The following is a 15,705-nucleotide window of genomic DNA, read 5'->3' as shown; positions in this document are numbered from 1 at the left end:
CGCCACTGCTCAAACAGTGGCGTTTTTTTTTGTTGTTGTTCTATTGTTTAACATATCATGAATTGCTGTAAAGTCGCGCAAAATGCGTTAACTAGCTTCGTTTTTTGCGGACTTTTTGCTGGCTGAAGATTTTCTACTGGATGCAGATTTTTTGCTGGCTTCACTCTTTGCGCTAGTCGCAGGATTCCTGCTAGTTGTAGTGTTCGTGCTGTGCGTAGTGTTTCCGCTAGTCGTAGCCTTTGCGTTGTTTGCAGTGTTTCCACTGTTTGTAGTCGTGTTACTAGTTTTACTACTACTTTTACTAGTCGTGTTTTGAGTCGTGTTACTACTAGTGTTGTTTGTGTTGCTGTTTGTACTCGTGTTTTGAGCCGTGTTTTGTTGTTTTACTGCTTCTAGGTTATGTTGAAAGTTTTGGCGTTTAATCTCGTTTTGCTCGTATTCGCATAATTGTTTTCCTATGCTTCTAGCTATCATGCGTGCTCGAGTTTTAATATTATTATCCGACATGTTTTTGAACTCGTTTAGCGTTCTGATTTTACGCATGACCATGTTTTCAGCGTCTATGAGTTCTTTACAATGATTATTAACCGCGTGTGCTTGATTTTGTGCTTCTAGTTTTTCTTTTTCTGCTTGCTTGCATTTTTTAAGATGCGCGTCTCTTAGACGGCGTATGGCGTTTTCAACGCTTCTACTTCTTGTATTCGCGCGCCCGTCTGCAATTACAGGGTTTTTCGCGTAATAATCGTGGATGATTTTATGTGATAGTTCAGTATCGCATGCGTTGTTAGTGTTAACGCCTCTTCTAGCGTCAACCCATGGTAGCTCACTGCGTGCTCTGGCGGCTAAGTCTTGTGTAGTGTAATCTTTTAACGCGTCGCAAACAGCGTATATTACGCGTAGTTGGGAGCAGTTAAATGATTTGTATAGTTCGACTGGGCTGAAGATAATATTGTTTTCGCTTACTTCGTCTTGTGTTAGGTAGCATATGTTAAATAGTTCTAGGCATACTGGCCCGTTTTTCCATGCTTGGAATGAGTTAGGGAATAATTGTAGGCTTGTTGTAGATAAGTATTGTGCTTGACAGTAGTATGTGAGTAGTTCTAGTCTCTCGTGGCTCATTTTTCCGTAATTATGTAGTATTGCGTATGCTACGCGTTTGATTGTAGACATTTGAGTATTCCTTTCATCGTTGAAAAGACATGACTATTGGTAGGGTAATGGTTTTTAGTTTGCGAAAACGTTACCATACGAGTCGCGTATGGTACAAACTGGCGGCGTGTCGCGAATCGACTTGCATGGGCGCTTTGACTGAGCTTGAAATTGCATAGCGCATTTCAAGCTCCTTCAAAGCGTGATTTGGCTTAAGTCATAAAGTCCAGTGGACTTTATGCGCCAAATCAGCCGAACGGCTACTAATAGCCGTGAGGAATAGCGTAGCGCGCGAGTGCACTTCGATTCGCTGAGCCGCTTAAATGTAAAGTCCAGTGGACTTTACATGCGGCGAAGACGTTCGCACGGCTAATCCGTGCGAACGATATTCCTTATTTTTCCCATTATTTGTTCCACGACACACCCGAAAATCCTTTTCTTAAAAAAACCTGGGAAAATTCTTCAAAAACCTTGAAATGCGTATTTTTACGGTTTAAGTGTTGTTTATCCATAAATTTTACGGCGAGTGTGGCTTAATTGTGGATTAGTTTGTGTATAACATCATTTTTTTCGGTTTAGCATGTGTGGCTGGGGCTTGACTTTTTCAAACGGGGGGGGGGTATGTTAATAGCAACATCACACGGTGGATAACCGTTGGTGGAAATGCGCGAACGCGTGTTTGATTATTTTTCCCCGCCGCTTGCGGATTGTCCGCTGGCGCGTGGGGGAGAAGAAGAAAGGAAATAAAATGATGAATAAGAAGGCTATCGCCGCTTTCGCTGCTGGCGCAACTTTGCTTGCTGGCTTCGCAATGGCCACCCCAGCATTTGCTGCTGAGACTCCAAACAATGACGCAAAGAAGGTCTTGACTAAGAAAGAAGCTAAGAAGGTTGCTGAAGAAAAGCAGCAGGCTTATCTCAAGCTTGTTCAGGCTCCAGTTGCTGAAGCTGGTAAGGAACCAGCCGAGTCAGCTAGTGCAGATGTTAAGAAGCTTTATACAAAAGACGCTAATGGCAAGCTTACGCTGAAGGCTGATACTGATGCTGACATGAAAACTGCCACTGTAGAAAACAAGGGTACTGCTTCAAAATATGTCAATGACCACAATGCTTGGCTTAATGCTGGTGCTGCTCACAAGAAGTATGTAGATGACGTTGCTGCTGCTCTTAAGGCCTGGACTGATGCAGAAACTGCTGTTAAGACCGCTGCGGCTGATCCTGTAGAGGAGTCTGACGAACAGCAGAAGGATAATGCTATTGCTCGTGTTCGTACCGCTGCAGCTGATCTTCAGACTAAGATTGAGAAGAAGCAGAAGACTTATGCTGAGTATCTCAAGAAGAAGTCTGCTTACAATGCAGCTAAGGAAAAGGTTTCTGCCTGCAAGGAAGCTGTTAAGGCTGCTGAGGATGCTTTGAATGACTTTATGATGAGCGGTGAAACTGATTCTAAGCGTGAAGACCATCTTAATGATGTTCTTGATCGCGCTAAGGCCAAGCTTACTGCTGCTGAAACCAAGCAGACTAAGGCTGAGGGAGAGTATAAGGAAGCTAAGCAGAAGGCTACGGATGCAAAGTCTCTTTGGAAGGCTGCTGTAAAAGAGTATCACGCTGCTTACGATCATGCTGTGTCTCTTGATGTAGATCCAACCAAGCTTCCAGTTGTTTCTACTGCTGCAGATCCATTGGATAATGACTTCCTTGATCTTCCAAGCACCTCCAATGGTGTTGCTCCAGCTGGTAAGAATGGTGCTCAGGCTGGTGCTAACGGCGCTGCCGCTGGTAAGGCTGGTGCTAATGGCTCTGCTGCTGCTGGTGCTAAGACTGAGGTTGAGAACAAGAACGGCAAGGATAAGCGCGGTAACACCCACACTGGTACTGGTGTTGGCGTAACTTTGACCGCTTTGGCTGCCACCATGCTCGCTGGCATGGGTGCTGCTGTTCGCAAGGCTCGTCACTAAGCATTGCGCGCGCACTTATGCTAAGTGTGTGAGTGCGCGCTTATGCTCTTTTAGAGTTTGCACTTAACGACTGGTGTGGTGTTTTGTAGGGAAATGCCACACTGGTTTTGCTCTTGATTCTTGCACTTTTGTTTTAATTCTGGTTTGCTATTATTTTCTTTTCTTCCCAGAGTTAGGGCGTTGGTTGCGGGGTTTTGAGTGTTGAGTGTGTTGCTTTCGGTTTTGTTTGCTACTAGGGGCATTCAAAACCGAAAGCTTTTTTGTTTTTCACTTTTTGTTTTTTTACTTTTGGTCTATAACCCTCACTTTTTGTCTAAACTGTTTTTTGGTCTATAGCTAACCACTGTTTTTTGTAGCGTTTTTGTTATTTTGTATTATTATTTGTTGATTTTTCTTGAACAAGAGTATAGTGTTACTAAATTTGTAAAATAAGCTATTGGATTTGTGTAGTTTGTAGTGAATTATTTAAGTTTGATAGTGATTTGCGAGTAGTTATGCATTTGCAGAAGCTTGCATTATGATTTGCGATTTTACAAGAGCTTTAAGGGAGAGTTGGTTGCTGTGAAGTCAATATTTAGTAAGAATAATATTTTTATTCGTATGAGATCTATTAGTCCAGCATTGCGATGGGCTTTGGTTGGCTTCTGTTTTTCCATGCTAGGCAATCAAGCGTATGAAGGCTCGGTTTTGCCTTCGATTATTATTGTGGGCTTGCCGGCTTGGGTGATTGGTTTTCGTAAGACTTTTATGACGGTTGCCGATTTTCTTTCGCCATGCTCTGGTTGGATTGTTGATAAGCTTGGCGGTTTTCGCGCTCTTGCAATGACTGAAGGCGTAGAAGGCGTGCTTAGTTTACTACCGCTTCTTATGCTTGGCTCTCCTGCGTGGAAGTGGTCGCTGGTGGCTCTTTCTTGCGCATTGCTGATTACTGGTCAAGTGATTGATATTGCTAGCGAAGTTTTCGAGGTTGATGCTGCAGGCGGCGATGACGGCATGATTGTAAACTACAGCGGCATTGTGAGCGTTTTGGCAAGTATTACAGGAACCTTGCTCGGCTCTCCGCTTGGTTCGTGGATTGCAAGCTGGTCGATTCCTGCTGTTTTGATTTTCTCGTCCGTGACTTCTTTTGCGGCTTGTGCTACGCGATTTATTATGAAACAAGACATTGCGCGAGCGTCTTGCGAAGTAGCGGAAGCGCAGCAAGATGTAGAGAATGAATCGCAAGAATCACAAGTATCGCAAGAAAATGACGTTGCCAACAAATCCACAGTTAAGCAATCTGCGAATCCATTACTAAAGAGTAAAATCATGCTTCTTGCTGGATCTCTTTTGGTTGCTTTTATTCCTGCATGCTCTGTTTCTTATATTCTTCTAGGTCTTGGTAAGCAATATGGTTCTAACTCTTTGACGATATTGTATATTTTTACTGGTGTAGGAAGCGTGCTTGCATCCGTTTTGTATGCGCACTCGTCTCAAAAACTCGGTTTAAGAAAAGTTGCAATTTTAGGCATTATTGTGAGCGCATTTTCTTATTGCTTTATGTTTATTAATCTTTTGCCAATAATGTGCTTTGCGTTCTTACTTGAGGCAATTGGCGGAATGCTGCTAGTGGAGCCGATTATTGTTGCGCGTCAGATTCTGTTTAAGGGAAGTACTCTCGCTAAGTTTTCTGGTTGGGCGCGCCTTGCGTTTGCGATTGGTGCTACTACTGGTTCTTGGATTGGATTTGCATTCTCGTCTACGTTCCAATGGCAGCTTTTGCCTATACTCGCGCTGATTTTCACAGCAGGATTGCTTGTTGTTTTGCCTCAATTACCAAATACTAGTTATGCTGTGCTCGCATGATTATTTGTAATATTTAATATTCAATATAGTTGTGACTTTAATCATATAGTAGTTTTTATCTATAATACTTGAATTTCCGCATGGGGGGGGGGGTATCCTTTGCTCTATTAACAAGCTCTTTTGCAAGATGTGAGTTTATGTCTGCAGAGCGAGTTGAAGAGCAAATATATAAGTGAGGACTGTTAATGGTTAAGAAAACGCAAACTGCTAAAAATGCTTTACATGTGTCTAAGAATTACGCGTATTTGAAGCCGAGTGTACTTCGTTCAATGGCGAATGATATAAGTGGAACTCGTTTAGAAGCATGTAAGTCGTATGCGGTTTCACGTTTACCGAAAATTGCTGTGACTGCAACGTTGGCAAGCTTGCTTGCTTGTGGTGCTGGTTTGCCAACTCATCAAGCTTGGGCTAATGGTTTTAATCTTCCTGATGGTAGCTATAGGTATGCGAATCGTGATTCTTCTACAAAGGCGCAGAGGTATGTGGATATTAAACTATTGCCATGCGATGAAAAACAAAACGATAATAAGGAAACAGCAGACAGAAAAACTTACGGACAATATTATAAGGTTGAATACCAGTTTAATTCTAATGGCGATTGGTGGGGTGGTCGACCATTCTGGTGGGCGAGCGTGCCTAAGGACGTCACAATTGTAGGTGACAACATTACTTTGTATAAGCATGAACAGTTGACTGGTGGGGGTAGTTCTGAGCAAACAGGCGCAACATATACAAAGGAGTCTTGGAATCAGTCTGCAAGCCGTTTCTGGTTTGATAATAATAAAGAGCAAGGCGATGAATTTAAGAATAACTGGGCAAGAATGACTGGCGAAGCTGGCGGCTATGACATATCTGGTAATACTCTCGGTACTTCTAGGGAATATGGGGAAGCCACTAGCGCTTTGATTATTAACTGGGAGAGTAGAGGTAATAGAAAGTCTAAGATTAGCTTTGTTATTAAACTGAACGATAAAACGAAACCTTTGAAGTTTGCTGCAGGCGTGTACCAGGTGATGGGTAACTGGCATTACACTGTTGGCAAGGTTGAGCTTGCACCGACGTTGCCAGAGTATTCCAAAGAATTAGAGCTTACTTATCCTAAAGATAAAGTAGAGGTTGATTCTGCGAAATATGGCAAGAACCTTACGCAGGACGAAAAGGATAACATTCTTACAAAGCTGTGGGAAGCTAATAAGAGTAATACCGATGTGTTGAAAAAGCTTAAAGATATGCCAGAAGCTCCTACTGAAGAGGCTTTCAAGAAGGCTGTAAAAGTCAATAACGATGGTATCGCGACTATTACGTATAAAGATAACTCTACGGATACTATTTCTAAGGAGAATCTGACTAAGCGCTATGTGCCGTTAGCGGATCGCACAAAAATTACGTATCCAGATTTGACTCCTGTAAAGAAACCAACTGATCTTGATAAGTCAGAGCAGAAGAAAGTTGAAGATGCTATTAAGAATGCTAATAAAGATAAAAATATCAAGAGTGTAACTGTTGATGCTAACGGCAAAGCGACTATCACGTTTGATGATAAAATTGGCACTCCTTCCACTAAGACAATTGAAGGCAAGTATCTTGTAAAGAAGCAGCGTTCGCTTGCGGATAAGTTTACGCCATACTATCCAGTTCCAATGGCTGTTGGAAAACCAGCTCAATTGACTCAAGGTGAGCAAACAGAACTTGTGAATAAAGTTTATGAAGCGAATAAAACTAAAGCTGACTTCATGAATGCTATTGGTAACCCTAGTAGTGCTGCTGATGCTAAAACTAAAAACATTATTACTGTTGATACTCAAGGCAACGTGACTATCACTTATACTGATAAGTCTACTGATAAGCTCGATGGCAGCAAGATGGTGTATAAAAGTAAGCCACTTGCTGATTTGACGAGTATTACACTTCCAGCTCGTACAGCAGTTGATAATGCTAAGAGTTTAAAAGATGAAGACCAGAAGAAAGTTAGAAAAGCTATATTAGAAGCCAATAGTGGTCTTAAAAGCAAGTTAAAAGATAATAATGAAACTAACGCTATCACATTTGATGATAGCAAGAATACTATGACTGTTAAGTTTAATGACGGTTCAACGTCTACTTTCGACTATTCTGAGTTGGTATATACAAAGGGTAATCCAGAAAAGCCAACGCTTAAAACTGGTGTAAATAAGAGTAGTTATACATATAACATTACTAAGATTGCTATTACTGATAAGGATAAACCACAGCCTGCTGATTGGAATACTTTTGCCCGTAGGTTTATTCAAGATAACTGGAAAGCTAAAAATGGTCAATCTTCGATAACAGACGATTTTATTAATAGTGAACCTTCTCTACTTCCTATGTTTAGTTCTCCTGATACCAAGTCTTCAGGTGGAATGCAGCTTTATAAATATAAGGATAAGTGGGAAGTTAAAAATGGTTCCAAACTTAATTTGTCAAATGCTAATTTTGGTAATGGAATAGTCTCTATTTATCTAGGTAGTGGCGGAATTGAAGTTAAGAGCCTTAATGGATTTAATCTAGGAACCGTTTTTACTCTTACTAAGGACGACTGCTTTGTATCTAATGCTGCCGCTCCTAAGCCTGAAGAACTTAAGCAGGAAGCTAAGGATCTTATTGACAAAATTCTTAAGAAAAATGGCTTAAATGATGACGAAATCAATAAGTTTAAGCAAGAACATCAAGATGAAATCAGCAAGATTACTAAGCCAGAAGATGTAGACAATATTATTAAGTCTGCTGATAAGCATGGTAAAGATGAGAAGAAAAAGAAAGATGCTCAGCAGCAGATTGAGAATGCTCAGGGTAATCTTGGTTTGACTGAAGCTCAGAAGAAAGAACTCCAAAAGAAGATTGGTCATGAGACTGATCCTGAAAAGATTCGTGAAAAGATAAACGAGTTCCAAAAGGAACAAGATCAAAAGAAGCAAAAGGAAGCTGATCAAAAGCAGCAACAAGCTGATCAGCAGGCTGAGAAAGAAAAGCAACAGCAGCAGCAGAAAGATGATGCGAAGGTTGATGGCGAGGTAACGAAGCAGAATCAACAGGAGCAACAAGACACAGGCAAGGCTGAAGAAGCTAAGAAGGCTGCTGAGCTTGAGAAGCAAAAGCAGGCTGCTATTGATGAAATTCGCAATGGTGAAGATTATAAAAATCTTACGCCTGGTGATAAGAAGCAGTTTATTGAGAATATTCAGAATGCAGCTGATGAGAATGATATAAATACTATAAAGCAACAGGCTGCGGAAAAGGCTACTCAGAATCAGAATGCTTCTGATAACAGTAATAAAGAAGGTCTTGATAAGGCTAAGACTGATGCTAAGAAGAAGATTGGTGAGTTGACTAATCTCAACGCACGAGATAAGCAGAAGTATCAAGACGAAGTAGGTAAGGCCGATAGTCTTGATAAAGTTGCAGATATTCTAAATAAAGCTGAGTTTGAGGATGCTAAAGCTGCAGCTAAGAAGAAGATTGTTGAGCTGCAGAAGAATGGTGATCTTACTGATCAAGAAGCTACGAACTTCAATACGAAGTTGGATGATAAAAATACCGACTCTATACAAGACATTGATTCTATTCTTCAGGAAGCTGAGCTGGCAAAGACTAGAAAAGATGCGAATACTGCAATAGATAATTTTAAGAATCTTAATAATGCACAGAAGAAGGCTCTTAAGGAAGAAGTTGCAAATCCTGAAACTGACCCTAAGAGTGATTTAGACACTGTTGATAAGGTGAAGACTGCTATCAATAATGTTGTTACTAAGGCTAAAGATCTTGACAAGAAGATGAGTGATCTTAAGACTCTTGTTGATTTGGTCAAGAAGCAGGAAGAAGACCTTAAAAAGTCTGAGAAGTACAATGATACATCTAAGAAGACTGCTTTTGACAGTGCGTTAACAAATGCATCTAATCTTGTTGACACAGCTAAGGGTACGAATGCGGATGGTACCAAGGTTAACGAGATTAAGAAAGCATTAGAAACAGCTGTTAAGGATCTCGGTGGCAAAACTGTTGACAAGTCAAAGCTTCAGGATGAAATTGAGATAGCTTATGAATTGCAAGGCAAGAATAAGCAGGGTCAGGATGATTCTTCTAAGAAGAAGAATCCAAAGTATGAGAATGCTTCTAAAGATAAGAAGAATGATTTTGATACTGCTCTGTCTAGTGCAAAGAGAGTTTATGACCAAAAAAATGCTTCACAGCAGTCTATTAATGATGCTAAAGATAATTTAAGCAAAGCAATTGATGCTCTTGATGGTCATGATAAGTCTCAATTGGTAGCAAAACTCGCAGAAGCAAAAGGTAAGAAGAATGATGCTTCTTATAATAATGCTTCTAAGGAGAAGCAAACTGATCTTAACAATGCTATAACCTCTGCAGAAGGTATCGTAGAGAAAGCTGGTGCAACAGAGAAAGAAATTTCTGATGCTATCACTGCGCTTAATGATGCTGTTAATGGTTTAGATGGTCAAGATACCTCTACTTTGCAGAATGTTGTTAATGATGCCAATATTAAGAAGTCTAAAGTAGCTTATAAGAACGCCGATAAAGATAAGCGAGATAATTTTGATAAGGCTTTGCAAGCTGCTCAAAACATCTTGAATAATCCTCAGGGCAAGACTGAGGAAGCAATCAACGATGCTAAGACTAAGCTTGAAACTGCTTCTAGCGCTCTTAATGGAACTGTAGATACGTCTAAGTTGCAGGCTGAAGTTAACAAAGCTGATGCTTTGAAGAAGTCCGTACAGTATACGAATGCTGTTCAGGATAAGAAGTCTGCGTTTGATGCAGCTCTGCAGCAGGCTGAGTCTTCTCTTACTGAAGCGAATAACAATCAGTCTCAGAAGTCTCCTGAAGAAAAACAGAAAGCTGTTAATGATGCGCTTCAACAGCTTCAAACCGCAGCAGCTGCATTGAATGGTGTTGATATTGCTGATTTGCAAGCTGAGATTGCTCTTGAGAATAGGGTGAAAGAGTCTGTAAAGTATGTGTATGATACTGCTGAAAAGCAGCAAGCATATAATAAGGCTTTGCAAGATGCGAAGGAGCTTGTTTCTAAACTGGCTGGATCTGGTGACGAGAGTAAAGATCTTGCTGGTAAGTCTCAATCAGAGCGTCAGGCTCTTGTTGATTCTTCGTTAAAGAATCTGAAGAATGCTAAAGATGCTTTGAATGGTGTTAATAAGACGGTATTGCAAGCTGAAGTTGATGATGATTCTCGCTTTAGCAAGTCGTTAGAATACTCGCTTGGTGAGCCTAATGATTTGGATGTGTATAAGAAGGCGTTGGCGGAAGCTAAGCGTGTTCTTGCGGATTCTAATGCTACCCAGGCTCAAGTTGATTCTGCGTTGAAGGATCTTCAGGCTGCGAAGAACAGTATTGCGAATAAGTATAGCGGTGCTGGAGGCGGCAATATTGGTTCTGGTGCTGGAACTGATAATGCTGGAACTGGCTCTGAAGCTGGTTATGGTGTGAATGATAATGCACCTACTACTGTTGATAAGAGCGAGTTAGACATTCAGATTGATAGCGCTGAGTCTGATTCGCAGCCTGGAAACGCTGGTAACGGTAACGCTGGTGCAAACTTTGGAGCAAAATCGGGTAATGCCGGTAACGCTGCTAACAACAATGCTGGATTTAATGATGCTAATGGCGCAAATTCTGCTGCTGTGAATGCTTCTGTTGAGAATAACCAGGCTGTTAAGCAGGCAGATGCTCAAGTTTCTAAGGCTCAGGCGGATGTGAATACTGCTTTGGCGGAAGCTAAGCGTGTGCTTGCGGATCCTAATGCAACTCAGGCTCAGGTTGATGCTGCTGTTCGCAACCTTTCTATGGCTCGTAAAGCTTTGGCTGATGCTAAGTCTAATGCTGCCAAGGTTCGTGCTTCTGTGCGTTCTAAGGTTTTGAAGAGTGGTCGTGCTGATCAACTTAGTAATACTGGTAGTAATGTGTCTGTGTTTGGCTTGCTTGCTGCAACTATTAGTGCTGCTGGTGCTGCGCTTTTAGGCAGCAGGCGTCGCGGTGCTTATCGTCACAGCAATAAGTAGAATACTTGCTAGCTGGTCTGGCTATTGCAGATCGGCTAGCTTTAGAGCCTCTTAATGTTGGCTTAAATGCATTCAGTATGTTTGCTCAGTATTAAATAATAGAATAATTAAATTAATTAAAAACGTGCCTCACTTTGCATTTTTCTTTACTTTGCGAAGTGAGGCATTTTGTCATTTTATTTGCGATTAAATGGGAACTTGTAGATGTTTACTATATCTTAAGTTATATTAATCATAAACACTTATTGAAGCCTTTATTTACTGAGTTGCTAAGTCATTTAATTATTGAATTATTGAATAACTAAAACCTAACGATTTGCATACGTATGCATACGTGTGTATAATATGTAAAAATAGAAAATCTTGCGAGTATGAATACAAATAAAAGAGTATAAAATATTCTGCACAAACTAAATTACAGGAGACTCTCATGCACAAGATTATTCAAAAGTGGAATAGCATTGACCTTATTCTGCGTATTGTTATTGGTCTTTTTCTAGGCGCTGCACTTGGTCTTTTTGTGCCATCTCACGTTTACGTGCTAGATCTTATGGGAAAGCTGTTTGTGAGCGCACTTAAATCCGTTGCGCCGATTTTGGTATTTTGCCTTGTGATTGGTGCGCTTGCAAAAGCAAAAAGTGTTGGAAACATGAAGCTTGTAATCGTGTTGTATGCACTTTCTACGTTTATTGCAAGCCTTATAGCTGTTTGCGCAGCTATGATTTTCCCTGTTGACTTTACCTTTGCGCATGTTGAAGCAGCATCTTCGCCATCTCCTCAAGGAATCGGCGAAGTTCTTAATTCTCTTGTGTTAAATATTGTTGTAAACCCTGTAGATGCTCTTGCTAAGGGAAACTTTATTGGTATTTTATTCTGGGCAATCGCATTTGGCGTAGCACTTCGCTTGGCTGAACCTTCCACTAAAGCATTCTTTGACAACGTTTCGTCTGCTATTGGAAAAATTGTTCACTGGATTATTAACGCAGCACCTTTTGGCATTATGGGTCTTGTTTATACAACAGTGGCAAGCAATGGTCTTCGTATTTTTAGTGAATACGGTTCCGTTATTGCCTTGTTAGTATGCACTATGGCTGTTGTTGCTTTGATTGTAAATCCTATTTTGGTTTTTGCGCTTACTGGCAAGAATCCGTATCCTCTTGTATTGCGTACGTTGCGCGATTCGGGAGTTACAGCGTTCTTTATGCGTTCTTCTGCTGCAAATATTCCTGTAAACATGAATTTGTGCGAAAAACTCGGTTTTAATAAAGACAATTACTCGGTTTCTATACCACTTGGATCAACCATTAATATGAGTGGTGCTGCTATAACGATTTCGATTATGGCTTTGTGCGCTGCTCACACGCTTGGGATTTACGTTGATATTCCAACAGCTGTAATTTTGTCTGCGCTTTCTGCAGTTAGCGCTGCAGGTGCATCTGGAGTTGCTGGTGGCTCGCTTTTGCTTATACCTCTTGCGTGCTCGTCGTTTGGTATTTCAAACGATATTGCTATGCAAGTAGTTGCTATTGGTCTTATTATTGGCGTGATTCAAGATTCGTGCGAAACTGCGCTTAACTCTTCCACAGATGTTCTCTTTACGGCAGTTGGCGAATATCGCATGTGGCAGCGTGCAGGTCTTAAGTTTAAGATGGGCAAGGATCACGAGCCAGTGCAACTTAAAAAGTAGCTGTTGTAGCTGTTGTTAAGTATTATTACTAGTGCGCGTTCTTCCGTTTTTACGTTTTAGATCGCGCACTTTTGCTATATTTTGCGAGGTGTTATTGTAAATGAATCTAGCAGATGTTCAAATAAAAGAGTACGAAAAATATAATAGCAAAGATATTTTAAGACTATATGATTCTGTTGGCTGGTCTTCGTATACAGATGATTTAGTTGCTTTAGAAAATGGCTTTAATAATTCTCTCAAGGTTTTAGCTGCGTATAAAAATGATGAGCTAGTTGGAATTGCTAGAGCTGTTGGTGACGGATATACGGTTGTTCTTATTCAAGATATTCTTGTTTTGCCAGAGTATCAAAGGCAGGGAATAGGCTCTGCCTTGTTAAATGCGATTGTGGATTTTTATCCTAATGTTCGTCAAATTCAATTAACCACGGATTGTACTGAAAAAACTATTGCTTTTTATAAATCTGCTGGTTTTATTGAGTTATCAGAAATCGAGTGCTGCGGTTTTATAAAAGACAGAGCATGATTGTGTACTAGGCTTTAGGAAAGTGGTAGGTTGTGTTTGCAGGAATGCTGCGGTTTATCCACGCGTTTGCTGCGATTGTACTTCCGCTGCCGATTGTGGTTTCTCCGCCTAAGATTGTTGCGTTTGCGTAAATTACAACATTATTTCCAATATTTGGATGCCGCTTTCCGCCTTTTACAGGATTTCCATTCTCGTCTAGCGCAAAACTTTTTGCACCCAGCGTTACGCCTTGGTAAAGCTTAACATGCTCGCCAATCACAGTTGTTTCTCCAATTACAATGCCAGTTCCGTGATCAATGCAAAAATATGCGCCAATTTTTGCTCCTGGATGAATGTCGATTCCAGTTTTTCTGTGTGCATATTCGCTCATAAGTCTAGGAATTAGCGGTACGTTAAGTTCGTAGAGTGCGTGAGCTGTGCGGTGAATAAGCATTGCATAAAAACCAGGGTATGCGAGCGTTACTTCTACTTTGCTTGTGCAAGCAGGATCGCCTTCATACATGGCTTGAATATCTGTTAAAAGTAACTTTTTAATTGTAGGAAGAGTATTTATAAATTGATTGCAAGTTTCTCGAATTTTAATTGTGTTGCTTGTGTAGCATTGAAGTTCGTGAAATATAATGCGTTCTATAGTGTCTAATGCGTTTGAAGTAACGGTATTCAAACTAGCGTTATTGTTCAAACTAGCGTTGAGTTGCGTAGTATCGTTGCTTTCATTGCGCACATGCAACTCAGGCAAAAGTAGAGCCTGAGTCGCATGTATGAGTGCAATAATATTGCGGTAATTAGGTATGAATGTAGCTTGCCTTATGTCTGAATCGTTAATTGAGTTTAGTTGATTTATAAGGTCAAGGCGATCACTCATACATTTCTCCCGTTATTTTTATTATTTTCTTTATTCTACAGTTTTGATCATTATCTAATAATGTTATTTATTATCCATTTATTATCCATATATTATTTAATCAAAACTTGCGTATTTACAGTAGTGCTCCTAAATTTAGTTAGTCTTCAAATAATGCTGTAGACAAGTATCGATCTCCTGAATCGGGAAGTATTGCAACAATGGTTTTGCCAGCGTTTTCTTCTCTTTTTGCTTCTTGGATTGCTGCCCAGATTGCAGCTCCAGAAGAAATACCAACGAGAACGCCTTCTTTTTTGCTTATAAGCTTGCCGCTTTCGATTGCGTCTTCATTTGTTACGTGAACAATGCGATTATAAATGTTTTGGTTAAGCACATCTGGCACGAATCCTGCGCCGATTCCTTGAATCTTGTGCGCTCCTGGCTTTCCGCCTGCGAGCACAGGGGAGTCGGCTGGCTCTACTGCAATTACTTCAAGCTGCGGATTTTGTTCCTTTAAATATGTGCCAGTACCTGTGATTGTGCCGCCTGTTCCAACACCAGCAATGAGCATATCCACGTTTCCATCAGTGTCTTGCCAAATTTCTGGACCAGTCGTTTTGTAGTGCGCGTGCACATTTGCTTGATTGGTAAACTGCCCTGGAGTCCACGCGTTTGGCGTGTTTTCAACGATTTCCTTCGCTTTGGCAATTGCGCCTTTCATTCCATCTTTAGCTGGGGTGAGCACGAGCTCGGCGCCGTATGCTTTCATAAGTTTTCGGCGTTCAATAGACATGCTTTCTGGCATCACAATAATGCTTTTATATCCTTTTGTTTGAGCAATCATTGAAAGACCAATGCCAGTATTTCCAGAGGTTGGCTCAACAATTACTGAGCCTGGTTTAATTGTTCCTGCAGCTTCTGCTTCTTCAATCATTTGCTTTGCGATGCGGTCTTTTACGGAGCCTGCTGGGTTGAAGTATTCGAGTTTTACAAGGATTTTTGCTGCTAGATTGTACTCTTTTTCAATGTGTGTAAGCTCCATAAGTGGAGTGTTTCCTACGAGTTCTTGCACGGACTTGTAAATATTAGACATAATATTTCCCCTTACTTGTTTGTTGTTTTACTTGTTTGTTTTTGTTTTGTTTAATTTGTTTTTAATTTTTAAAAAACAATTTTTATTAATAAAGTGATTATTTATTAGTTGTTTCTAAAGATGCCATTATTCGTTTAATATTTATTCGTTTTAACATTAACACGTATTAAATTGTTATTTTTTAACGTTATATTCGATTTTTGGCATAAAAAAAGAAACAGCGCGCTGTTTCTTGAATCGTAATTTGCTGTGTTTTAACGTAAATGCTTTTTAACACAGGCTAGATGATGCATACTTAGTGTTTGCAAACATCATTTCGATTAAGAAATGCGCAACAGCATACGTTACAACAACAATTTGTCATCATATTTGTATGATACATGTGCACTCCTTTACTCGTCGAAATGGTGATAAGTGAAGACTATAGCGAATGGATTTGTGTTTGTCAAATTTGATTCGTACTACTTTTTCTGCGTTAGTGTATCTGTTTGGCGATAGTAGCCAATCGCCCGCGAATTTGCATTGATCGGCTACTTTGTGATTTGGTTAAATGT

8 protein-coding genes are annotated in these 15,705 nt (G+C 40.4%); 5 read left to right on the top strand and 3 right to left on the bottom strand.

Going from position 1 to position 15,705, the window contains the following annotated elements:
- Positions 1-87: 87 nt before the first annotated feature.
- Complete coding sequence (locus D0T20_RS04780; RefSeq protein ID WP_116438544.1) at positions 88-1,170, bottom strand: Panacea domain-containing protein; 1,083 nt, start codon at positions 1,168-1,170, stop codon at positions 88-90.
- 727 nt (positions 1,171-1,897) lie between these two features.
- Here D0T20_RS04780 and D0T20_RS04770 point away from each other — a divergent pair.
- The 5 genes from D0T20_RS04770 (at position 1,898) to D0T20_RS04750 (ending at position 13,214) form a co-directional block, all read left to right on the top strand.
- Positions 1,898-3,106 carry a hypothetical protein gene (locus D0T20_RS04770; protein ID WP_116438543.1) on the top strand — a complete coding sequence of 403 codons (1,209 nt, stop codon included), beginning with the start codon at positions 1,898-1,900 and terminating at the stop codon, positions 3,104-3,106.
- Positions 3,107-3,667: 561 nt separating this feature from the next.
- Positions 3,668-4,951: an MFS transporter gene (locus D0T20_RS04765; RefSeq protein ID WP_162862687.1), complete on the top strand. Its 1,284-nt coding sequence runs from the start codon at positions 3,668-3,670 to the stop codon at positions 4,949-4,951.
- Positions 4,952-5,136: 185 nt separating this feature from the next.
- Positions 5,137-11,004, top strand: coding sequence for a MiiA motif-containing surface protein (locus D0T20_RS04760; RefSeq protein WP_116438542.1), 5,868 nt, complete (start codon positions 5,137-5,139; stop codon positions 11,002-11,004).
- 430 nt (positions 11,005-11,434) lie between these two features.
- Entirely contained in the window at positions 11,435-12,691 is a 1,257-nt protein-coding gene (sstT, locus tag D0T20_RS04755) for a serine/threonine transporter SstT (protein WP_116438541.1), read from the top strand.
- Between the two features lie 100 nt (positions 12,692-12,791).
- Complete coding sequence (locus D0T20_RS04750) at positions 12,792-13,214, top strand: GNAT family N-acetyltransferase (RefSeq protein ID WP_004122613.1); 423 nt, start codon at positions 12,792-12,794, stop codon at positions 13,212-13,214.
- Positions 13,215-13,221: 7 nt separating this feature from the next.
- Here D0T20_RS04750 and epsC read toward each other — a convergent pair whose 3' ends face one another.
- On the bottom strand, positions 13,222-14,079 hold the full coding sequence (gene epsC, locus D0T20_RS04745; RefSeq protein WP_116438540.1) for a serine O-acetyltransferase EpsC: 858 nt from the start codon (positions 14,077-14,079) through the stop codon (positions 13,222-13,224).
- A gap of 139 nt (positions 14,080-14,218) precedes the next feature.
- Complete coding sequence (cysK, locus tag D0T20_RS04740; protein ID WP_116438539.1) at positions 14,219-15,151, bottom strand: cysteine synthase A; 933 nt, start codon at positions 15,149-15,151, stop codon at positions 14,219-14,221.
- Positions 15,152-15,705: the final 554 nt, after the last annotated feature.

Origin of the sequence: Gardnerella piotii, assembly GCF_003397585.1 — a bacterium.
Lineage (GTDB): Bacteria > Actinomycetota > Actinomycetes > Actinomycetales > Bifidobacteriaceae > Bifidobacterium > Bifidobacterium piotii.
The sequence above is the reverse complement of the archived record's forward strand: the minus strand, read 5'-3'. Positions and strand labels throughout refer to the sequence as shown.

What these genes read in the sequence shown, in the direction of transcription:
- D0T20_RS04780 (WP_116438544.1), bottom strand. Translation starts at nt 1,170, where the DNA reads ATGTCTACAATCAAACGCGTAGCATACGCAATACTACATAATTACGGA.
- D0T20_RS04770 (WP_116438543.1), top strand. Translation starts at nt 1,898, where the DNA reads ATGATGAATAAGAAGGCTATCGCCGCTTTCGCTGCTGGCGCAACTTTG.
- D0T20_RS04760 (WP_116438542.1), top strand. Translation starts at nt 5,137, where the DNA reads ATGGTTAAGAAAACGCAAACTGCTAAAAATGCTTTACATGTGTCTAAG.
- sstT (WP_116438541.1), top strand. Translation starts at nt 11,435, where the DNA reads ATGCACAAGATTATTCAAAAGTGGAATAGCATTGACCTTATTCTGCGT.
- D0T20_RS04750 (WP_004122613.1), top strand. Translation starts at nt 12,792, where the DNA reads ATGAATCTAGCAGATGTTCAAATAAAAGAGTACGAAAAATATAATAGC.
- epsC (WP_116438540.1), bottom strand. Translation starts at nt 14,079, where the DNA reads ATGAGTGATCGCCTTGACCTTATAAATCAACTAAACTCAATTAACGAT.
- cysK (WP_116438539.1), bottom strand. Translation starts at nt 15,151, where the DNA reads ATGTCTAATATTTACAAGTCCGTGCAAGAACTCGTAGGAAACACTCCA.